The sequence below is a fragment of the Vagococcus allomyrinae genome (assembly GCF_017829975.1).
Taxonomy (GTDB): Bacteria; Bacillota; Bacilli; order Lactobacillales; family Vagococcaceae; genus Vagococcus_D; species Vagococcus_D allomyrinae.
Map to the genome: position 1 here is coordinate 59,351 of NZ_JAEEGA010000004.1, position 20,578 is coordinate 79,928.

19 protein-coding genes are annotated in these 20,578 nt (G+C 38.9%); 4 read left to right on the forward strand and 15 right to left on the reverse strand.

Annotated features, from left to right (window positions below; genetic code table 11):
• Positions 1 to 2 precede the first annotated feature (2 nt).
• The 4 genes from I6N95_RS07315 to I6N95_RS07330 all read right to left on the reverse strand — a co-directional run bounded on the left by I6N95_RS07315 (position 3) and on the right by I6N95_RS07330 (position 3,845).
• Positions 3 to 1,679, reverse strand: coding sequence for a formate--tetrahydrofolate ligase (locus I6N95_RS07315; protein WP_209526234.1), 1,677 nt, complete (start codon positions 1,677 to 1,679; stop codon positions 3 to 5).
• Positions 1,680 to 1,706: 27 nt separating this feature from the next.
• Positions 1,707 to 2,333: a cyclodeaminase/cyclohydrolase family protein gene (locus I6N95_RS07320; RefSeq protein WP_209526236.1), complete on the reverse strand. Its 627-nt coding sequence runs from the start codon at positions 2,331 to 2,333 to the stop codon at positions 1,707 to 1,709.
• Positions 2,334 to 2,352: 19 nt separating this feature from the next.
• On the reverse strand, positions 2,353 to 3,252 hold the full coding sequence (gene ftcD / locus I6N95_RS07325; RefSeq protein ID WP_209526238.1) for a glutamate formimidoyltransferase: 900 nt from the start codon (positions 3,250 to 3,252) through the stop codon (positions 2,353 to 2,355).
• 71 nt (positions 3,253 to 3,323) lie between these two features.
• Positions 3,324 to 3,845 carry a folate family ECF transporter S component gene (locus tag I6N95_RS07330; RefSeq protein WP_209526240.1) on the reverse strand — a complete coding sequence of 174 codons (522 nt, stop codon included), beginning with the start codon at positions 3,843 to 3,845 and terminating at the stop codon, positions 3,324 to 3,326.
• Positions 3,846 to 4,430: 585 nt separating this feature from the next.
• Between I6N95_RS07330 and glmL the strand changes: the two genes are divergently transcribed.
• Complete coding sequence (gene glmL / locus I6N95_RS07335; protein WP_209526242.1) at positions 4,431 to 5,816, forward strand: methylaspartate mutase accessory protein GlmL; 1,386 nt, start codon at positions 4,431 to 4,433, stop codon at positions 5,814 to 5,816.
• A gap of 46 nt (positions 5,817 to 5,862) precedes the next feature.
• Here the strand turns inward: glmL and I6N95_RS07340 are convergent, their stop codons facing one another.
• Together I6N95_RS07340 and hutI are read right to left on the reverse strand one after the other, a co-directional pair.
• Positions 5,863 to 8,928, reverse strand: coding sequence for an ATP-binding protein (locus tag I6N95_RS07340; RefSeq protein WP_209526244.1), 3,066 nt, complete (start codon positions 8,926 to 8,928; stop codon positions 5,863 to 5,865).
• Positions 8,929 to 9,110: 182 nt separating this feature from the next.
• The gene (hutI, locus tag I6N95_RS07345; RefSeq protein WP_209526246.1) at positions 9,111 to 10,379 is read right to left on the reverse strand and encodes an imidazolonepropionase; all 1,269 of its coding nucleotides are present in this window, start codon (positions 10,377 to 10,379) and stop codon (positions 9,111 to 9,113) included.
• Positions 10,380 to 10,581: 202 nt separating this feature from the next.
• Here hutI and hutU point away from each other — a divergent pair, with 202 nt between their 5' ends.
• Together hutU and I6N95_RS07355 are read left to right on the forward strand one after the other, a co-directional pair.
• Positions 10,582 to 12,606, forward strand: a complete 2,025-nt coding sequence (hutU, locus tag I6N95_RS07350) for a urocanate hydratase (protein WP_209526248.1) — start codon at positions 10,582 to 10,584, stop codon at positions 12,604 to 12,606.
• Positions 12,607 to 12,682: 76 nt separating this feature from the next.
• Positions 12,683 to 13,441, forward strand: a complete 759-nt coding sequence (locus I6N95_RS07355; RefSeq protein ID WP_209526250.1) for a formate/nitrite transporter family protein — start codon at positions 12,683 to 12,685, stop codon at positions 13,439 to 13,441.
• Positions 13,442 to 13,549: 108 nt separating this feature from the next.
• Here the strand turns inward: I6N95_RS07355 and I6N95_RS07360 are convergent, their stop codons facing one another.
• Entirely contained in the window at positions 13,550 to 14,920 is a 1,371-nt protein-coding gene (locus I6N95_RS07360; RefSeq protein WP_209526252.1) for a hypothetical protein, read from the reverse strand.
• Positions 14,921 to 14,982: 62 nt separating this feature from the next.
• The gene (locus tag I6N95_RS07365; protein ID WP_209526254.1) at positions 14,983 to 15,291 is read right to left on the reverse strand and encodes a nucleoside triphosphate pyrophosphohydrolase family protein; all 309 of its coding nucleotides are present in this window, start codon (positions 15,289 to 15,291) and stop codon (positions 14,983 to 14,985) included.
• A 391-nt stretch (positions 15,292 to 15,682) separates the two neighbouring features.
• Between I6N95_RS07365 and I6N95_RS07370 the strand changes: the two genes are divergently transcribed.
• The gene (locus I6N95_RS07370; RefSeq protein ID WP_209526256.1) at positions 15,683 to 16,036 is read left to right on the forward strand and encodes an MmcQ/YjbR family DNA-binding protein; all 354 of its coding nucleotides are present in this window, start codon (positions 15,683 to 15,685) and stop codon (positions 16,034 to 16,036) included.
• Between the two features lie 125 nt (positions 16,037 to 16,161).
• On the opposite strand, the gene eutJ is transcribed toward I6N95_RS07370, so the two are convergent.
• From eutJ to I6N95_RS07405, 7 genes are all read right to left on the reverse strand, one after another.
• Complete coding sequence (gene eutJ / locus I6N95_RS07375) at positions 16,162 to 16,995, reverse strand: ethanolamine utilization protein EutJ (RefSeq protein WP_209526258.1); 834 nt, start codon at positions 16,993 to 16,995, stop codon at positions 16,162 to 16,164.
• Between the two features lie 22 nt (positions 16,996 to 17,017).
• The gene (locus tag I6N95_RS07380) at positions 17,018 to 17,473 is read right to left on the reverse strand and encodes an AraC family ligand binding domain-containing protein (protein ID WP_209526260.1); all 456 of its coding nucleotides are present in this window, start codon (positions 17,471 to 17,473) and stop codon (positions 17,018 to 17,020) included.
• Positions 17,473 to 18,573 carry an ethanolamine utilization protein EutH gene (gene eutH / locus I6N95_RS07385; RefSeq protein WP_209526263.1) on the reverse strand — a complete coding sequence of 367 codons (1,101 nt, stop codon included), beginning with the start codon at positions 18,571 to 18,573 and terminating at the stop codon, positions 17,473 to 17,475. Before eutH ends, I6N95_RS07380 begins: the two co-directional genes overlap by 1 nt.
• 45 nt (positions 18,574 to 18,618) lie before the next feature.
• Positions 18,619 to 18,882, reverse strand: coding sequence for a EutN/CcmL family microcompartment protein (locus I6N95_RS07390; protein WP_209526265.1), 264 nt, complete (start codon positions 18,880 to 18,882; stop codon positions 18,619 to 18,621).
• A gap of 14 nt (positions 18,883 to 18,896) precedes the next feature.
• Positions 18,897 to 19,463: a hypothetical protein gene (locus tag I6N95_RS07395; RefSeq protein WP_209526267.1), complete on the reverse strand. Its 567-nt coding sequence runs from the start codon at positions 19,461 to 19,463 to the stop codon at positions 18,897 to 18,899.
• Positions 19,456 to 20,100, reverse strand: a complete 645-nt coding sequence (gene eutD / locus I6N95_RS07400) for an ethanolamine utilization phosphate acetyltransferase EutD (RefSeq protein WP_209526269.1) — start codon at positions 20,098 to 20,100, stop codon at positions 19,456 to 19,458. The genes I6N95_RS07395 and eutD overlap by 8 nt, the downstream gene beginning before the upstream one ends.
• A 153-nt stretch (positions 20,101 to 20,253) precedes the next feature.
• Positions 20,254 to 20,400: a hypothetical protein gene (locus tag I6N95_RS07405; protein ID WP_209526271.1), complete on the reverse strand. Its 147-nt coding sequence runs from the start codon at positions 20,398 to 20,400 to the stop codon at positions 20,254 to 20,256.
• Between the last annotated feature and the right edge of the window lie 178 nt (positions 20,401 to 20,578).

A 20,578-nucleotide genomic window follows, 5' to 3' on the forward strand; every position in this document is an offset into this window, starting at 1 on the left:
GCCTAAAACAAGCCTGAAATAGTCCCATTTTCGTCAACATCAATCCGTTCTGAGGCAGGCGATTTGGGTAAACCTGGCATCGTCATAATCGCACCGGTCAAGGCGACAATAAATCCAGCACCAGCTGACACCTTCATGTTTTTAATCGCAACGGTAAAGTCAACAGGGGCACCGATTAGTGTTGGATCATCTGAGAAGGAATATTGGGTTTTAGCCATACAAATTGGATAATTGCCAAAACCTAGACGCTCTAATTCAGCCATTTCTCGACGCGCGACTTTGCTTAACTCAAGCCCTTTGCCACCGTATACTTTTTGGACAATTTTCGTCAATTTTTCTTCAATGCTATCTTCTAAATCATAGACAAAGTTGAAGTTATTCTCACGTTCAGCTAGCTCCACAACTTTCTCAGCTAAGGCTACACCACCAGCACCACCTTTTTCCCAAACTTCAGACAAGACAACATCAACACCACGTTCCTGACAAGCTTCTTCAATAGCAGTTAATTCAGCTTGAGTATCTGTAGGGAATTTATTGATTGCCACAACAACTGGTAAACCGTAAACCTCCTGAATATTCATCAGATGTTTTTCTAAATTAGGCAAGCCATCAATAACGGCTGTGACATTTTCTTCGCCAAGCTCCGTTTTAGGCACGCCACCATGCATTTTCAACGCTCGAATGGTCGCTACTAATACCACGGCATCTGGACGAATTTCAGCTAAACGGCATTTAATGTCAATAAATTTTTCAGCACCTAAATCGGCCCCAAAACCAGCTTCGGTCACTGTGTAATCCGCATATTTTAAGGACATCTTAGTCGCAAGGACACTGTTACATCCGTGAGCTATGTTAGCGAATGGACCTCCATGAATCAGAGCAGGTGTATGTTCTAACGTTTGCACTAAATTAGGATTAATCGCTTCTTTTAGTAAGGCCGTTAGAGCCCCCTCAGCTTTTAAATCCCCAGCAGTAACTGGCTCACCAGAGAAGTTGTAAGCCACAATAATCTTGCGCAATTTTTCTTTTAACTCCACAATATTATTAGCTAAACACAAAATCGCCATTATTTCAGATGCAACCGTAATATCATACCCATCTTCTCTTGGGACACCGTTAACTTTCCCTTGTAGACCGTTGACGATATGGCGTAATTGCCGATCATTCATATCAACAACACGCTTCCAAGTGATGCGACGGCTGTCTATTTGTAAATGGTTGCCATGATGAATATGATTATCCAACAAAGCGGCCAACAAATTATTAGCAGCTCCAATCGCATGGAAGTCACCAGTAAAGTGAAGATTAATATCTTCCATTGGCACAACTTGGGCATAGCCACCACCAGCAGCCCCCCCTTTAACACCAAAAACAGGTCCTAGTGAAGGCTCTCTAAGCGCTAACATGGCTTTCTTGCCAATTTTAGTCAGTCCATCAGCTAAACCAACTGATGTCGTTGTTTTGCCTTCTCCCGCTGGAGTTGGCGTGATGGCAGTAACCAATATCAACTTCCCATCATCTTGGTCTGCCATCTTTGCTAATTCCAAAGCATCTAATTTGGCTTTGTATTTTCCGTATAAATTATAATCTTCTTCAGCTAAATTTAAGCTTTTTGCCACTTCTTTGATCGGTTTCATTGTTACTTGATTGGCAATTTCAATATCTGATAAATAGGTCATAGTAGGTCATTAACTTCCTTTCTCACATTAGACTAATGTCACAATTTCCTCATAAATTTGGTCAGCCAATTGGCACCCTTCTCTTAATAAGGCTTCACCGTTCACGCGATACCCTTCAACAAAGGCTTCTTCCTTAATTCCAGACAAATTGATCAGGACGTTTAACCACGCCCCCTGAAGTCCTGATTTTAGGTTTAAAGCCGCCACACCTAAGTCGCTAGCAGCATTTGCATTCGATTTGCCAACGGCCTTTTTGACGACTTTTAAGCCTTTAACAATGGTTTCCATCATTTCATAGGGGGAAATTGCCGCCCCTTTTAAAGCCAATTGCATCGCTTCACGTCGTGCCATCTTTTCTTCTTCCGTATTTTTCGGCATAGAGAAGACAGCTGAGACCACGTTAAAAGCCTGGGTATCTTTATCGATAGCCTCCAATAGTACCCCTTGTAAACTCGTTGCTTCCTTTAACACCTCCTGAATCAACGCCTCATGTTCGGCGTATTTCTTTTTTCCAGTAGTTAATTCAGCTACCATTTTTACTAATGAAATACCCATGGCTGCAGCTAATGCTGAAGCCGATCCGCCACCTGGAGCAGGTTCATCTGAACCTAAAACATGCATAAATTCGTTAACTTTCAACTCAACTAATTCCATTATTTTAGCTCTCCTTATCTCAGTTTAATAAATGATTTTCTAATACCTGTTTACCATAATCAAAATCTTCAATCTGTAAATAGTATTCAGCAGTATCGATCAGTGCTTTCGCCGGTGTTAGACCGATCACTTCACTCCCGATAATCGATACCCCATAGCGCTTAGCTTCAAAGCGAATTGTTTCAAAAGCGCGGTACAAGGGTGTCCCTTCAAAATTAACCATATTCATGGACACTTGAGCAATATTGCGATCTTCTAACATAACCCCAATTCCCTTACAATATTTGAAGCCACCACCAGAACCACGAACAATTTTGGCAATTTTATTGGCGATCGTAATATCAGAAGTATCCAAGTTAACATTAAAAGCGACTAAAGGCATTCTAGCACCAACTGCTGTCACTCCAGCAGTTTGATGGATCTTTCTATCGCCAAAGTCAGGAGCCCATTCTTCCTGTAATAGTTTTTCAGGCATTCCTTCGAACTGCCCTTTTCTCACTCGAGCCAAATTGACTCTGTCAGGAGCTGAGGCCGATTCTTCGTATAAAAAGATTGGTATATCCAGTTCTTCATTAATTCGTTGGGCCACTTTTTTCGAGATTTCCACACACTCTTCTGTTGTAATATCTTTTATTGGAACAAACGGTACCACATCTGTCGCACCCATTCGTGGGTGTTCCCCTGTTTGTTTTGTCATATCAATGTGTTCACTAGCATACTTAACCAATTTAAAGGCCACTTCTTGAATCCCATCCACATCGCCTACTAAAGTAAAGACGCTACGATTATGACTTGAATCAGACGAGTGATCTAATAAGGTGACACCATTCACGCTTTTAGCCACCTCAACCAATCCGTTTATAACGCTTTCATCTCGACCTTCACTAAAATTTGGAATACATTCTACTAACTTTGCCATTTGACTACTTCCTTTCATTTATCATACTAGGGAAAGACAAGTGCCTTCACCCTGCGAACCCATTGTATTGTTCACTTACTTAACGCCATCACCGTGACCAAGGACGTTTTATTAAAGAGACCATAACTAACACAGACATTAATTGGGAAGAGGATTCCTTCTTTTAAAAATCTAACAGGCAACAATTCAACAATTGGAATTTTAAACAAGATGTTAAGCCAAATCGGTGTTAAACATAAACTGATAGTCCCCATAATAACCAACTGGGAGATCACAATCCGCTTGAGAGTAAAATCCTTTCGATATAAGATCATGCCGTAAATAAAGGGAATCAGAAAAGCATTGAGAGTAAATCCTGGGAAAAACATGGCTTTTGGGAAAATTAACATTCCCAGAATATCCCCAACAACTCCTCCTAAGCCTGCTACCCAGGGTCCAAATAAATGGCCCATTAACATTAGAGGTAAAAATGCAAAACTTATGCGGACAAAGGAATTCTCAATCGCAAAAAATCGCGTCAAAATCACCTCCATGGCAACTAACAATCCTAATAGCGTAATCTCTTTAACATGTAATACTTGTTTTTGTCTCAACTCACTCTCTCCTTTAGTCAAAGAAATTTAATACCCGTTAAAAATAGTCATCACATACCAAATGCCTCGTGAATAAAAAACGATAATTCTCTCTTGGTTTTGTGAGAACCCCTTGCTATACTCTCAAATTACCACCCAACTAATTACTTGTCAAACCTTCTTAAAACAGCATTATAGTGGGAAAACCACCTGATTTTAGACGCTGAAAACACTCATAAAAAAAACTTACTGTTAAACCTCTTGACTAAATTTGACATTTTTTTGACGCATCCAGTTTATAATGAAGAACGATTTAGTTAGCTCTCATTAAGAAACAAAACAATCAAATGAACAGCTTTTTGCGAAACCATGTTTTAGGTGATGTTATCGAATTAAAAAGCGACATCATGAATCGTAATAACAGACTGCTATAACAGAAAGGTGGCATCACCTCTTTGATCTCCCTTTCTTTAATCTAGGTCAATCATATTAGCTGATAACAAAATTTGACGTTTTTTAGATTCTTTTCATAATAATTCGACCAGTAATTCTTATCAAATTTTAATCTAATTTTAACGATAGTGACATTTTAAAGGAGGCTTAAACATGACTTACTATATCCTGACGATTGATTTCGGCAGTACTTATACCAAAGGTGTTTTGTTAGATCGAGAAAAAGAAGTAGTTATTAGTCAAGCCACAGTAAACACTTATAGTAAGGCTAATCTACTGGATAGTTATCAAGAATTAAACGGAGTCTTAGCCCAAAAATTAAAAATAGATAAACTGAAAATTGATCAAACACTGATCTGTTCATCAGCTTTTGGAGGCTTCAAAATGGTCGCGATTGGACTTACAAATAGTTTGACAGCTGATGCAGCCAGAAAAGTAGCTCTAGGAGCAGGCACCAGAATACTAAAGACCTACGCCTATGCCCTTTCTTTTGAAGACATTCAAGAAATTAATACGCTGAAACCAGATGTTATTCTGCTGACAGGCGGAGTAAACGGGGGAAACACATCATTTATTCTGATGTGTGCTCAACGACTAACAGCCTTAGAAGATGACATCCCGATCATTGTGGCAGGTAACTCGCTAGCAATACCTGAACTAAAGAACATTCTCTCCCAAAGAAATTATGTTATTTCGGAAAATGTTCTTCCTAAAGTCAATTGTTTGCAAACAACAAAGACCAGACAACTTTTGAGACGGATTTTTTTCGACAAAATAATTTATGCTAAGGGATTAGAAGAGATTGCGAAATTGAGTGATTCGCCAATTATTCCAACCCCTATGGCCGTTCTGGAGGCTGCCAAGCTTTTGTCTGAAGGTACCAGCTATGAAGACGGAATTGGAAGTGTAGCCATTGTCGACATTGGCGGCGCAACTACAGATGTCCATTCAGCATCAAATGGCCTGACTGCTGAAGAAGACGTATTGTATGAAGGCCTGCCTGAACCTTTCCTAAAACGAACAGTGGAAGGTGATTTAGGTATGCGCTATTCTGCTGTCAGTTTAATGGAAACGGCAGGCATCGCCTCTTTTTCTGACTTCTCAGGTCAAGCTTATGATGAACGCCAAATAAGACAGTTTTGTTTAAAAAGAGAACAAACTCCAGAGTTTATCCCAGCATCAATTGTTGAACGTGATTTTGATTGTTTAATGGCAAAAGTTGCGACGCGAATTGCCGTCAAACGCCACGCTGGGACTATCAGAAGAGAACGTCATCCTCACCACGATACTTATTATCAAAAAGGGAAAGATTTACGTCACTTATCAGCATTAATTGGGACTGGCGGTGTCATGATTCATAGTGGGCAAGCCAGAGAGATATTGGAAGCAGCTCTACAAAAAGAACAAGAACATTTAATGCCAAAAACGCCTCAATTGTATATCGATGGCTCCTATTTATTGTCATCTTTAGGGTTATTGAGTGAACAATACCCCTGTGTAGCTTTACGAATGCTAAAAAAGAGCCTCATTCCCCTTTAACTAATAAACAAGGAACACCAAGTTCAATCACTCGGTGTTCCTTGTTCTATCTTTGACCATTAGCAAATTCTTCTGGTTTAAACGTCCGTTTTAACAGATTGGTTTCTAATTTATTGCGATTCGGACTTAAGTATTCTAAGGCTTTCCGGAAATAAAACCATTCATCTTGATCGAGCATTTCCCATAATTTATTGTCATGGTGCTTCTCTTTAACCAATTGGCGTTTGATCATAGCTTCTGCAAAATAAATCGTCCCGATATCCCGTGGATTAGCAAATCGTTCCATGTATTTTTTGGAGCTAATTAAATAAACAAAAACAGCCTGATAATTCCCTTGATAAAGATTGATTAATGACATATAAGCATCGAGCTGTGGCCGTTTCCAAAGAGAAGAAAACTCTTCATAAATATGATATGCTTTATCAAAAAAAGATTTTGCCTGATCATACTCTCTTTTACCAAAGAGAATGATGCCCATATTAATATAAAAAACGGATAAGCTCGAGTATGCTCCCTTATTTTCACACAGTTCAATAGCCATTTGCTGCAATCTAACGGCTTCGTCATAGTTCTCTTCGATACTTCGAATCTCAGCTAAATAATCATAGGCAGCAGCAATGTTGATGCTGTATTTGTCCTTGATCGTTTCAGTAATGGAAAACGTATTGATGGACTCTATCAACTGGCGTTCAGCCATAAATAAATCGCCTGCCATTAAATAATTAAGGCCCTTCAAACGCAATAAAATGCCAATGGATTCGTGATTATTGCTGCGAATCGCTTCACTTAAGCCTAATTCGAGGTAATCATGCATCTCTCGACTATTATCAATTTGGATGCAATAATAAATCATTTGTTTATACCCTTCCAGTAAGAAGTGGCTATCATTTAGTTCTTTGGCAACACGAAGAACATATTGAATATCCTCTACCCCTTTTTCATAATTTCCTTGTCTGATAAGGTACCGGCCTTCCATATTATAAAAACGCATTCCCAACATTAAATATCTCTCATCATTTCCATAAACCGGCTCTAATTCTGCTAATTTTTGACGAATTTTTTCAAATTCTTTGATCGTTCCCTTCTTCCAATTATCAGGATTGACCATGGAATTGTCGTTGGGAACAGCGTTTATTGGAAATAACTCATGATAAAATTTGAAATAGCTTTGCAAATAACGAAGTTGAAAATCCACTGACTTCAGCCATTCTCTGGCTTCTTCGTAATGGTAAGCAATTTTAGCAAAAATCAAATGATCATTCAAACTACTCATCCTTGATTTTTCCATTAAATACGCAATTTCTTTATGTAACAAGCGCTTTTTGGAGGTCATCTGATTCATGTAAATAAATTCTCTCAATCGGTTATGGCTAAAACAAATCATCACTTCATCACTAATAAACAATTCCAATAAAATATTTCTTTTAACAAGTTTTTCAACAGTCTCTGCCAATTTTATGGCAGGTAAATCAACAATTTCCGCCAATAAGTCAACTGGAACATAATCGTAAAAGTACGCAACCACCTCAATGATTTTTGTCTCAATTTCACTTAAACCACTAAATCTGTCTCTTAAGGTATCTTGCATACGAACATTCATTATGTCAATGTGATCGTTATTTCGGATCATGTTTAAATATTCCGTCAAAAAGAAAAAATTGCCTTCAGTCAGCTTATATAGTTCTAATAATTTATCTTGAGAGATAGGGTGATCGACTAACTCTTTCCTTGAAAATTCTTGAGTTTCCGCTAAAGATAATGGAGCTAAGGAAATCTCAATTAATAACTCATAACAGTTGATGGTAGTTAAAAAAGTTAAAACACGAGAACTTATCTCATTTCTTGAAGTGAAAATGAAAATTGCCTCTTTGTTTTTTAGATGAAGCATGGCACTAACTAATAATTGGAAACTCATATCATCTAACCATTGGATGTTTTCAAAAACCAAAACGATCTTCTTGGATAAACTTAGTTTCCGAATCGCTTCAATCATGATTTGGGAAAGAATGTTTAAATCAAAATGTTTCTCATCCTCAATCGGTTTCTCTTGAGAGACATCTTCAATATTAGGGAAAAAGCGATCAAGCGTATGATGCCAATGATCTGGTTGCATAATTCCCTCTTGTTCAATCAAACGCGATAACTGATTAAAGATCTTTCGCCACGCCCGCAAATCATAGTTTTTTTCCACTTCATAACACTGTGTTTCTAAAATATGAAAATGGGGGACATTATCTAAGACACGACTGACTAAACTGGTTTTCCCAACACCCATGTCGCCTTTCACAAGAATCGAGTGACTAGTCTCATTTCGGTTAAAATGAATAAAATTTATTTCCATTAATTGAATTTCTGCCAAACGTCCAAAGAATTTGGTTTTAAATCGACGATTAATCACCGGATTGTCTTTGTTAATCACGATCAAGGCACGTTCAAAAATATCTCGGGTCTCTTGACTCGGACCGATGCCTAACTCAGTATTCAGGACATCCGCAAGATCATAATAAACTTCGATTACTTTTTCATGTCTTTCTACTTCATAATAGTAGCTCATTAGCAATTGATAATTTCGTTCGTCGTATTCATCAAGACTAATCAACTGCTGTAAATTTTTTTCAACATGTTCATAACGTCCGTCCTCCATGTCTTGAGTGACATGACGAAAACATTCATTTAGGAATTTTTTCTCAAAAAAATTACGCATTTTTTCTGTCCATAAATCATATTCTTCGCATTCTTTCAAATAGAACCCTTTTAAAAAACTATCACGATAAAGAGAAAGACTATCCCCTGGATTTTCTTTAAAACGCTCAACATCGCTGGAAATCGGTAATTCATCACTCAATACTAAAACAAACTTATTTGGTGAACAGATATAGTCACCGCCTAATTTCTTATTAGCTTGATAAATCGTATTCCGCAAGTTTTTTTTCGCATTCTTTTCATCCATATCTGGCCATAATAAGGCTGACAGTTCGTCTCGACTCACTTTCCTATTGACAAGCATGTAATACAGTAACGCATTAATCTTTGTAAATGAAAATAGAATTAATTTACCATCAACGAAAATTTCAGGATTTCCAAATAATTGACCATACACAACTTTACTCAAGGTCTCACCTTCTTTCATCCGTATTTTAGAGATATTCAACTGCAATTATCCATTAACTCTCAAAGGTATATACCCATATTTTACGATAAAACGCTTTCGAAAAACAAGCGTTGACAATAATTTATTGAAAAAAGCTCCATTTAGTTTGTAAATGGAGCTTCACTTGTTACTTTCTATAGGTACTAATGCAGGCGAACAAAGTTTTTGACAATTTGATTCCCATTTTTATAGACATCCATTACCAAATTTGTGGCAAAAAAATACATTGGATAATCGACATTTGGTGCATCAAAAATAGCTATGTCGGCTTGTTTACCTGTATCAAAACTGCCAATCGACTCGCCTCTTGCCACTGAATAAGCCGCGTTGATTGTGACGGCGTTAAACACTTGAATAGGCGTCAGTTTCATTTTAAAACAACCTAGCTGCATCATAAATTGTATATTAGCGGTTGGACAGCTTCCTGGGTTACTATCTGTTGAAAGGGTAATTGCCATTCCCGCCTCCAACATTTTCTTTACTGGTGCATAAGTATCCGCCATCAAACTAAAGGTCGTTCCGGGTAAAATATTGCCGATTACATGAGCCTCACTCATCTTACGAATGCCATCATCGGTTGCCGCCATTAAATGTTCCGCACTTAGTGCCTGCAAGTCAGCTGCTACATCGACTCCGCCAATGGAATCAATCTCATCAGCATGAATTCGCAGTTTAAAGCCCAACTCTTGCGCCGCAGTTAATAATTTCCGAGACTGAGCCGCTGTAAACACGCCTGTTTCGCAAAATATGTCACAAAATTCAGCTAAATTTTCAGCCTTAACCCTAGGTAACATCTCGTCGATGATCAATTGAATAAACGCATCAGGATTGCTTTTATATGCTTCAGGAATCGCATGGGCTGCCATAAATGTTGAGACCAACTCAATCGGATGATCGTTGTTTAATTGTTGGGCAACTTGTAACTGTCTCTCTTCAGTTTGCCAATCTAGTCCATAACCGCTCTTAGCTTCAACAGTTGTCACCCCATGAATTAACATTTTATCCAATAGCTGGGCTGATTTTTGATAAAGCCCTTCAAAGCTAGCAGATCTTGTTGCTTTAACCGTGCTTAAAATCCCTCCTCCTTCTTTCAAAATATCTAAATAGCTGACACCATTTAGTTTTTTGGCAAACTCGCCTTCACGACTTCCCCCGTAGACTAAGTGAGTATGGCAATCGATTAACCCTGGTGAAGCCAATTTTCCCGTATAGTCAATAATCTCTGTTAACGGCCCCTGTAATGTCTCTTCAGGACTGCCACTCCCAACCTTTAATATTTTCCCATCTTTGATGGCGATATAGCCATTTTCAATAATCAAAGCCTCTGACATTTCTTTCCCTCTCAATGGTCTTCCCCTATCAATTGGGCTGAATATCTGACTAAAATTCACTAAAAGTTTATCTGCAAACATACTATCACCTTTTCTTTTTTTATTAGCTTCATTATAAAGCTTGACAGTCTAATTTTCGTCTAATTTCTTCTGGAGAGATCTTTCTCAGTAAAAACCAATCACAACAGATTAATAGTCATTCTATTGACAACTAGGGCTTACAATGAGCACATAACTTTCAGCTTAACTTTAGTATCACTGACAATTAAAGGAGGAAATTAAGATGATTGATAACTTAGTTATTGGCAACGCCATGACCATTAAACTTGAAGATGTCTTACCTGACATGCCTAAATTTCAAGAAGGAATTCGGCGAGCACCAGATAGAGGATTTCGTTTATCTCAAGCTCAGGCCACATTAGCCTTAAAAAACGCTTTAAGATATATTCCGGAAAAGTACCACGAGCAAATGATTCCAGAGTTCTTACATGAGTTAAAAACCCGTGGTCGAATATATGGCTATCGTTGGTACCCAAGAGATCGTGTACAAGGGCGTCCAATCGACGAATACAAAGGAAAATGTGTTGCGGCCAAAGCCATGCAAGTGATGATTGATAATAATCTGGATTTTGACGTTGCTCTTTATCCCTATGAACTAGTAACCTACGGTGAAACTGGGCAGGTTTGCTCCAATTGGATGCAATATCATTTGATTAAGCGGTACCTTGAGGAGATGACTGATGAACAAACGCTGGTTGTAGAGTCTGGACATCCCTTAGGGTTATTCCAATCAAAAAAAGACGCGCCTCGAGTGATTATCACGAATGGTTTGCTCGTTGGCGAATATGATAATATCGATGATTGGGAAATCGCTGAACAAATGGGCGTTACTAACTATGGTCAAATGACCGCAGGCGGTTGGATGTATATCGGCCCCCAAGGAATTGTTCATGGTACTTTTAACACCTTACTTAATGCTGGCCGCTTAAAATTAGGGATTCCAGATGAAGGAGACTTGGCGGGTAAATTGTTTGTCACTTCAGGGTTAGGTGGTATGAGCGGTGCCCAAGGGAAAGCTGGTGAAATCGCAAATTCAGTTACCATCGTTGCTGAAGTCGATATGTCACGGATTGATACCCGTTTAGAACAAGGTTGGATCAGTAATTTGGCACAAACACCTGCGGAAGCCGTTGCAATTGCCAAGACTTACTTGGATAAAAAAGCCGCCACTTCCATCGCCTACCATGGAAATATTGTTGAGTTGTTAGAATACATGGATCAACAAAATATTCATATCGATTTATTATCAGATCAGACCTCTTGCCACAATGTGTACGAAGGTGGCTACTGTCCTGTAGGTATTACTTTTGCAGAGAGAACCCAGCTTTTAGCTGACGACCAAAAAACCTTTAGAACTCTGATTGATCAGACACTTAAGCGTCATTTTGAGGTCATAAAATCACTTACTCGTAAAGGAACCTATTTCTTTGATTATGGTAATTCCTTTATGAAAGCTATCTATGATTCTGGCATTAAAGAAATTTCCAAAAATGGCGTCGATGACAAAGATGGCTTTATCTGGCCATCATATGTTGAAGATATTATGGGGCCGATGCTCTTTGATTATGGTTATGGTCCATTTCGTTGGGTATGTCTTAGTGGCAAGCATGAAGATTTAATGGCGACAGATAAAGCTGCCATGGAAGCGATTGATCCTAATCGACGTTACCAAGATCGTGATAATTATAATTGGATTAGAGATGCTGAAAAGAACCAGCTTGTCGTTGGAACTGAAGCGCGGATCCTTTATCAAGATGCTCTTGGACGAATTAATATTGCCCTTAAATTTAATGAATTGATTCGTCAAGGAAAGATTGGGCCAGTCATGCTAGGTCGCGATCACCATGACGTTTCTGGGACAGACTCACCATTTAGAGAAACCTCTAATATTAAAGATGGCAGTAATGTAACAGCGGATATGGCAACGCAATGTTTTGCTGGTAATGCTGCCCGGGGAATGAGTCTGATCGCCCTTCACAATGGAGGAGGTGTCGGTATTGGCAAGTCAATCAACGGTGGATTTGGTATGGTCTTAGATGGCAGTGAACTATGTGACGAGATCATTAAATCAGCCATTGCTTGGGACACAATGGGAGGCGTTGCTCGTAGAAGCTGGGCGCGAAATGAACATGCTATCGAAACCTCAATTGAATACAATGAAATGAGAGCGGGCACTGACCATATTACCATTCCATATTTGACAAATGAGGAAGAAGTTAAAGCTGCAGTTGAAAAATTGTTTAGCTAGACACTAAACTCAGGGAGGAGGCTGTTTAAACAGACCTCCTTCTTTATGGTCAAAAATAATTTCTGGAGGCATTTTTATGTATTCACTTGAAGAAACACTAGCCATCACAATAAAAAAAGGCAAAGCTAAAGTCCATAAACCGTTGAGAGCTAAACTAATACTGGGATTTATCGGTGGTGCCATGATTTCTCTAGGCTATTTAGCATACATCCGTGTTATTTCTTCCATTGCAGATCAATGGGGCAGTTTTGCTAGTTTAATCGGTGCCATGATTTTTCCAATTGGACTGATTGTCATTTTACTCGGTGGAGGTGAATTGATTACTGGCAATATGTTTGTGGTCTCCACCGCGTGGTTTGATAAAAAAGTCTCAACAAAAGAGCTTCTCTCAAATTTTGTGGTGATTACCTTCGCCAATATTATTGGCTCTTTATTTGTTGCGTATTTTTTTGGTCATCTTGTCGGATTAACTTCGACAGGTGTTTATTTGCATGAGACCTTAACTATGGCGGCAGCTAAAATTAAGGCTACCCCTCTCCAAGCGTTTATTTCTGGTATTGGCTGTAACTGGTTTGTTGGATTATCCGTTTGGCTTTGTTACGGAACTAAAGACACTGTTGGCAAATATTTAGGTATTTGGTTTCCTGTGACAACATTTGTGGCCATCGGTTTTCAACATAGCGTGGCCAATGTCTTTATTATTAGTGCAGCGATTTTTGAAAATGGTGCCACATGGAAAGAATTCATTTTTAATTTCATCCCAGTTTATTTCGGTAACATTGTTGGCGGCGCCATTATGGTCGGCGGGTTATACTATGCCGTATATAAAAAGTAAATAAAGATAACGTAATAGTAAAGGGACCTCCCTTTACTATTTACATTATCTTTATTCATTACTCTGTTAATTCTTGTTTTCAATGATTTAAAATTCGACTAATTTAAATTAATTTGACCGCTTAGCTACTTTTCCGTCGGGATTTTTCCATAAATATAAACAAATTCCCATTCCAATTAATAATCCCCCAATACTTAACCATTTCGTCACATCTAAAATCGCCACTTCAACTGGCGATATCATTTTTTTCCCTGTTAATTCAAGCAACAGTTTCCCTGGTTGACCCTTTAATTTTGCCAACACCCAAATCATAGTCATCAGCAAAAATTGATGTGTCAAACTACCTTTATTTTGAGTAGTAAATTTCACTAGCAACCGCTGATCGATAGGAATTCCTTCAGTTTCGTAATAGTAAGTATTTAACCATGAACCAAGGCCGCTGCGGAAAAAACTAATCATAAACCAAGGAACCATCGGTAAATTAGGAATCAACACTAATAGAAGACTTCCTGCTAAACCACCAATTAGCACTAAGAGAGGAGGCCATTTTGAAAATAATCTTAATATCCACTTTATGCCAAACATGGCAATCACAACGCCACAGACATAGGGCAGGTAAAGATGAGTGGTCACCTGATCAAATCCAGCAAGTACGCCAACGTACAAAGAACCAAATAAAATCAAAAAATTTCCAACCATGCCAGTTAAGAATGTAAGTAAATTTAGCCAGACTGGTAAGTGCCACTTTTTAGACATTTTATTTAGTGACAATATGCTTAAAATAAAAATGAAAGAAAAAACTACAATGGCAATAGCCAAATCATTTACCCTAAATAACAAACGGCCACCGCGAAGAAGTAATAATAATACAAAAAACACGACAAATACGATTAACTCTTTTCGTGAAACTAGGCTTTGGTCATCCTTTTTCAGTTGATAGTTTGGATAACCCTTAACAGCTATAAAAGCCATAGCATAAAAGAACACATAAAGTGTAAACACCAGTGTCATTTGTACCTCTTTCAGAAAAATCATGCTTCCAAAAAGAAACGACAAGAGGACCACTCCAGCCAGATAGTTCGCCAAGGTCATGGGAACAAACCCTTGCTGTTTTTCATGAAAATTTACGGTCAGGTTCGCAGGTTGTAACCAGGCTGCACTCAATCCCAATAAGATACCTGAGAGAATATACAAAGGAAAATAAACGCTACCTAATGCTCCGAAAAAAGAACCCGCACCACCAAAGATAAGTGATGTCACCAATAATTTATAACTATCTGCTCCAAGGCTCAGCCCGCGAAATAAAAAAATACCAGTCATACGAAAGGTATAAAAAAACACAAAAGGTAAAATATTCAGCCAACTTTGGCCATCACTTAAGCTGATAAACAATAGATATGGCACAAGAATAATCGTATTGCTCAAAACAAAAGGAGCTGATTGACTTAAATTGAGCCCCATTCTTTTTAGTATATTCACCATGTTAACTCCTTTTTAGACTTTACTCCCTTGAGTCGCTATTTGTTTACAACAATGCCCCCTCATTCTCCGTCTTCTAACAATCCTTTTTCTTTAGAGTAAGTCATGTAGTGGTACACCTTTTCTATTTTACTCACTTTTATTTCCGCTATTTTTTCTGGAGAAAATTCCTGAATAAGCGAATGCTTTTGCATCTCTTCAATCATCGCCGTCAGCTGATAATATTCCGTCAAGATCTCTTCTTCATTACTTTGATTTGGTGTCTTTGGATGACAATCATCAAATCCAAATCTTAAGGCTTTGGACAATACTTGCTGGATCTCTGCGCATTCTTCCATGGCCACAACTGTTAAGTATTCGTTTACTTTCATTTTTTTCACATCCTCCTGCTGATTTTTACCTGTTCACTAGCTAGTCTTCTCCTTATCTACGACATAAATTACCGATTGACACTTGCCAGTGATTAAAGATCATCATGATTCTCACACTTCTTTTGACAGTTTACTGTAGACGCTAATTACCTTCCTAACGCCAGTTCCACTAGATTATCTAAGAGGAGCTGGACAAGTTTAAACTATTTATATTATATAGCTAAAATCCTCGTACTTCCATTCTTTTGTTTATTTGCTGCTAATCAGAGAGAATAACTGAATTCATAATGATTATAGTAGACGTAATTCTCAAAATTTACCTATTCACCGCATTAAAAAAGAATTTATTTGCTATAATGAGTTTACCAGTTATGAAAGGAAGGTCTTTGTCATGATAAAAGAACGTATCCTCGGCTATGCTGAAAAGAAATATAGCACCCTACCTGAATCTCCATTTAGCTCCTCTCCTAGTACAATTGTTTTTAGGCATAAACGAAATAGAAAGTGGTATGGAGTTATTATGAGTGTGGCGAAAAATAAACTAGGACTGGACTCAGAGTTACAGATCGAACTGATTTGCGTCAAACTTAATCCTGAATTAATCGATATATTAAGAAATAAGGAGGGCTATTACCCTGCTTATCACATGAACAAAGAACATTGGGTTTCGATCGTCTTAGACGGAACTATTTCCAGCGAAGAAATCTGCTCACTTCTTGACGACAGTTATTATTTAACTAAATAAAATAGGGATATCAAGAAAATGGCAACCTTTTCCTGATATCCCTGTTAATTATCACACTGTTATTCTAACAGCTTTTTCACATGCTAACCATTAAACGTGGCAGAAAGTCTATCGTAACAAACCAATCAGTCTAAAATACTCGCTTTAGCAATTCCTAAAGGGGTCACAAATTGAGGATAATCTGGTCGAATAACTGGAACCCCAATATACGCAGAAAATGCCGAGGCAAACTCTTCAAAATAGCTGGCCCCACCAACAACATAAAGTGGAGAAATCGGATGTTGAGCCAAAATCGTTTTGGTGATTTCAGCCATTTTATCAATCACCGGCTTAACAATGATAAAATTATCACGTTCTTGCTTATGGTCTCGTTTTAGCAGTTCCGCTTCTTGAAAACTGATTCGGTAATGGCCTGCTAAAACCAAACTCATATGGGTTCCCCCAGTCGGTTCATCGATGGTCAATACGACTTGATCGTTTTCGATGATGCTAATTCCTGTCGTCCCGCCACCTACATCAATCACGCCACCGTGATGCATGTCCAATAGACAAGCGGCTGCTTCAGGCTCATCAATAACTGTCGTTACCTCGATCCCAGCTGATTCCAAAACATTGGAGACGATCTTCTTGTCATTACCAACCGTTCCAGGAGGTATTGCTGTTGCAGCCTTTTCAATGGCCACCCCAAGTACTTGTTCAGCCTCACTCACTAAGCGAGAAACGATCTGCACAGCTTCCACATAATTAACCACAAGCCCATCACGAATGACTTCAGCAAATTCAAAGCTTCCGTAAACAGGTCGATCTTGATGATCAAGGACTGCCAATACAATTGATGATGTTCCTAAATCAATCCCAATTTTTAAAGGGAATGTTTTGTCAAAACTTCGACTCGTTTTTGTGTTTGCAAGTTGATGAAAATCAGCCAGTAAGTGATTAGCCCTAGTTATATCAACCATAAAACCCCTCCTATTTGTTCCGCTATTGGGATGCCCAATCTGCTGGGTAAGTCACATATAGAAAACGCGCATCACCTTCAACCGAAAATTGAATCCTACTACTTTTAGGAATAAATAAGACTTCGCCTGGTCCAGCAGATATCTGACGACCATTAATTAAGACACTTAAAGTCCCTTCTATTATGTAATCCACTTCATCATACTCTAAAGTCCAATCAAAGGTGGTATCCTTCATAACCATTAACCCACATCCCAGCCGAGGACTTTCAGCTAAAGTAACTAAGTCTTTGCAATAGACAACATCTCCGGCTTTTCCGGTATCCAAGCGATCTTCTTCAGTAACTTCAAGTGTTGGCAGCTTCACCGATAAGATGCCACTCGGGTCGACTGTTTTAGTATAATCTGATAAGGAAGAAAATTTCTCAAGTAACACACTTCTCACTATTTTCTCAATTAATTCCTGTTGATTGTCAGCCATTAGTTCGTCACCGCCTCAGCTTTTTTTGTCAAGCGATTAGACATAAACATGGCAACCAAAATAGCTGTAAACCCTCCTGCTAGTTTGCCCACTATCATCGGAAAAATCATTTCGCGGGCAACTCCAGCAGTAAAACCTAGATGATCCCCTAGAACAAAAGCAGCTGAAACTGCAAACGCCACATTGATAATTTTTCCGCGATCATCCATATCTTTCATCATTTGAAACATCGGAATACTGTTGGCCATTGTCGCAATGAGTCCCGCAGCGGCCGTTTCATTCATGTTCAATACTTTTCCAAGTCCCATTAATGGTTTTTTAAAGACTCGCGTAATGACTTCAACTAGAACGAAAGCACCTGCTAATGTTAAAGCAATCCCACCAACGGTTTCAATCCCATCCGTTACTGGAGCTGTCCCCTTGATTATCGTAATGCCTACCAACTGTTCAATCGCGCCAACAACTAAACCGAAAATAGCAACAATCACGACACCCTTACCAAAAATCGTAAAACCTTTGATCATACCGTCAGGAATAAACCAAAGTCCTAACATGATAAGCCCTGCAACAATTACAATTGGTACTAAGTTTTTAAGAATCATCATCACATCAAATCCCGCTACTAAACCGCCAACAAAGGCTCCGATTGGAATGGTGATCATCCCTGATAAAACACCTGTAGCTAAAAATTGGTGGTCTTTCTTTTCAATAATTCCTAGAGCAACAGGAATTGTAAAGACGATCGTCGGCCCCATCATGGCCCCTAAGATTGTGCCTGCAAAAAGACCCGCTTCTGGGGTTTGCGCCATTTCGACTGCCAGTTGAAAGCCTCCCATATCATTCGCTAAAATCGTAGTAGCAAACATCGCCGGATCAGCTCCTAAGGCAGCATAAACTGGCACGACTACCGGTTTCAAAATGCCAGCTAAAACAGGTGCTAGCGTAATAATCCCTACCATCGAAAGTGCCAAAGACCCCATAGCCATGATACCTTCTTCAAATTGTTTCCCTAAACCAAATTTATTACCTAAACAATAATCAATTCCCCCAACAATCATGAAAAATACAATGATGTACATGATAATTTCGTTGATACCCATAATGTGATGAACCTCCTTTTAATGATAACTACCACTTCTACAAGTCTACTTCGTCTGTTCAACAGAATCAATAATACCAACAATAGTAGCGTCAACAGGTATATCAGCACCATCAAGAGCGATTCTGGCAGAACTGCCCGTTGTCACTAAGACCAGATCACCAAACCCAGCTCCCGCATTATCTGCAGCCACAAGCGTTTGACGATATTGATTTTTTTCCTCAATGTCTACAAGGAGAAATTTCAAGCCATTAAGTTTTTCATTTTTACGTGTCGCCCACAGACTTCCTGATACTTTTCCAATTAACATATTGACGCCTCATTTCATTCTTTAATAAGTATAAGCTGGTATTCTCTAATTAAATCTTTGGCCAACGGGGTGATGATGGTCTCTTTCGACACAGTAATTGTTCGCTGGCCATCCTTGAGTGCTTCTTGGAGATGATGAACACTTAACAGTCTATTCTCCTTTTTAATAACAGGATTTGTCATAAAAATTGCACCAAAACGTTGCCATTCTTCTTCCAAATGACTAATTTTCTTTTTCATGTTATAAGGACAGTCACCCAAAGCAGATGCGTATGTTCTTCCTGAAGTATTAACCAGAACCTCTTTTTTAGTCAATAGATGGGCTAGTATCAGCTCCTCTTCAGCATCCTTCGGTGTCATCGCGGCAATTCTTCCTAAACGACCCAATGATAGTTCTGCGATGCACAGACTCGAATCACTGCTAGGGTGGTTCACTAGTTGATAGCCTTCATCTGTTAAGCGCTTAACTAATGTTTTTGTCGTTGCTCCTAAAACACACAGTGGCCGCTGCTCTTTCTCATATGCTAATTTCTCCATAACTTTTTCAGTGACAAACGCAACCAATTGTTCAAAATCAGGCATCGTCTTGCACCTTTTTGATGATTGAGCCTCTAGTTCCTTTGGCAAACCCACAGGCATTAGCTTCATCATAATCGATGTGCATGTAAGTGGCAAACTTAGGACTGACGCGAATTACCACCTCATCAAAGATGAGCGCCCTGCCTCCGTCAATTCTCACTTGAACAATTTCTCCTTGAACTACCTTAGCGGCGGAAGCATCTTCGACAGTCATATGAACATGTCGTTTGGCCACAATCAATCCTTCATGAAGGTGAACTGTCCGGTTATTGTTTAAAAGAAGTATACCAGGCGTTCCAGCAATATCCCCACTTTCTCTAACAGGAACTTTTATTCCTAATGCAAGTGCATCTGTTCCTGATATTTCCACTTGTGATTGCCGTCGCTCTGGCCCTAAAATAATCACATTATGAAGGGTTCCTTTGGGACCAACTAAGGTAATCCGTTCTTTACAAGCAAATTGTCCCGGTTGCGACAAATCTTTTGCTTTCGTTAATTGATAGCCTTCACCAAACAACTCGTTAATCGTTTGGCGATCTAAATGAACATGACGCCCACTGGCCTCTACTTCAAAGTCCTGCTTAGGTTGAATGCGTGAGACAACTTCTCGTACGATTCGATCTAATGTCGCTTCATTCATCACGTTACCTCCTTGAAAAACATCTTGACTCACTTGAACATTTCCATTGCTGCTCGATTTGTCCAGGAGTCCAATCATAAACATTCGACTGTTTGCTTAAGTTAGTTTAGTCAATCAGCTGTCTTAAGTAACTATATACATCCTGTTAAATAATCAACCATATAACAATTGATTGACAGGCTTGTCTAATATCCAGTCACGAATAATCGCCAAGCCGATCAGTGTAAAAAAGCTGGGGTGTGGCGTCATTTCTTGCGCTCGCAAGTCTAATCCCGCTAGAGCCAATACTAATGCTGACATGTTTGTTGATTACTCTCAGTCGTTATATAAGTCACCGGAAGTTCCTCAATTCTGGGAATTGACTTGATTTTTAGCTTGATGCCTTAATCACTCAAAAAACGCCTTGCCGATGGTATTACATTCGTGTATGGTTGGATTGTCCACGTTCTTAACCAGTGACGAAGATCACCTTCAGTTA

Bases quoted from the DNA above. Each gene is read 5' to 3' on its own strand.
- I6N95_RS07315 (WP_209526234.1), bottom strand. From the start codon at position 1,679: ATGACCTATTTATCAGATATTGAAATTGCCAATCAAGTAACAATGAAA.
- I6N95_RS07320 (WP_209526236.1), bottom strand. From the start codon at position 2,333: ATGGAATTAGTTGAGTTGAAAGTTAACGAATTTATGCATGTTTTAGGT.
- ftcD (WP_209526238.1), bottom strand. From the start codon at position 3,252: ATGGCAAAGTTAGTAGAATGTATTCCAAATTTTAGTGAAGGTCGAGAT.
- glmL (WP_209526242.1), top strand. From the start codon at position 4,431: ATGACTTACTATATCCTGACGATTGATTTCGGCAGTACTTATACCAAA.
- hutI (WP_209526246.1), bottom strand. From the start codon at position 10,379: ATGTTTGCAGATAAACTTTTAGTGAATTTTAGTCAGATATTCAGCCCA.
- hutU (WP_209526248.1), top strand. From the start codon at position 10,582: ATGATTGATAACTTAGTTATTGGCAACGCCATGACCATTAAACTTGAA.
- I6N95_RS07355 (WP_209526250.1), top strand. From the start codon at position 12,683: ATGTATTCACTTGAAGAAACACTAGCCATCACAATAAAAAAAGGCAAA.
- I6N95_RS07365 (WP_209526254.1), bottom strand. From the start codon at position 15,291: ATGAAAGTAAACGAATACTTAACAGTTGTGGCCATGGAAGAATGCGCA.
- I6N95_RS07370 (WP_209526256.1), top strand. From the start codon at position 15,683: ATGATAAAAGAACGTATCCTCGGCTATGCTGAAAAGAAATATAGCACC.
- eutJ (WP_209526258.1), bottom strand. From the start codon at position 16,995: ATGGTTGATATAACTAGGGCTAATCACTTACTGGCTGATTTTCATCAA.
- I6N95_RS07380 (WP_209526260.1), bottom strand. From the start codon at position 17,473: ATGGCTGACAATCAACAGGAATTAATTGAGAAAATAGTGAGAAGTGTG.
- eutH (WP_209526263.1), bottom strand. From the start codon at position 18,573: ATGGGTATCAACGAAATTATCATGTACATCATTGTATTTTTCATGATT.
- I6N95_RS07390 (WP_209526265.1), bottom strand. From the start codon at position 18,882: ATGTTAATTGGAAAAGTATCAGGAAGTCTGTGGGCGACACGTAAAAAT.
- I6N95_RS07395 (WP_209526267.1), bottom strand. From the start codon at position 19,463: ATGCCTGATTTTGAACAATTGGTTGCGTTTGTCACTGAAAAAGTTATG.
- eutD (WP_209526269.1), bottom strand. From the start codon at position 20,100: ATGAATGAAGCGACATTAGATCGAATCGTACGAGAAGTTGTCTCACGC.
- I6N95_RS07405 (WP_209526271.1), bottom strand. From the start codon at position 20,400: ATGTCAGCATTAGTATTGGCTCTAGCGGGATTAGACTTGCGAGCGCAA.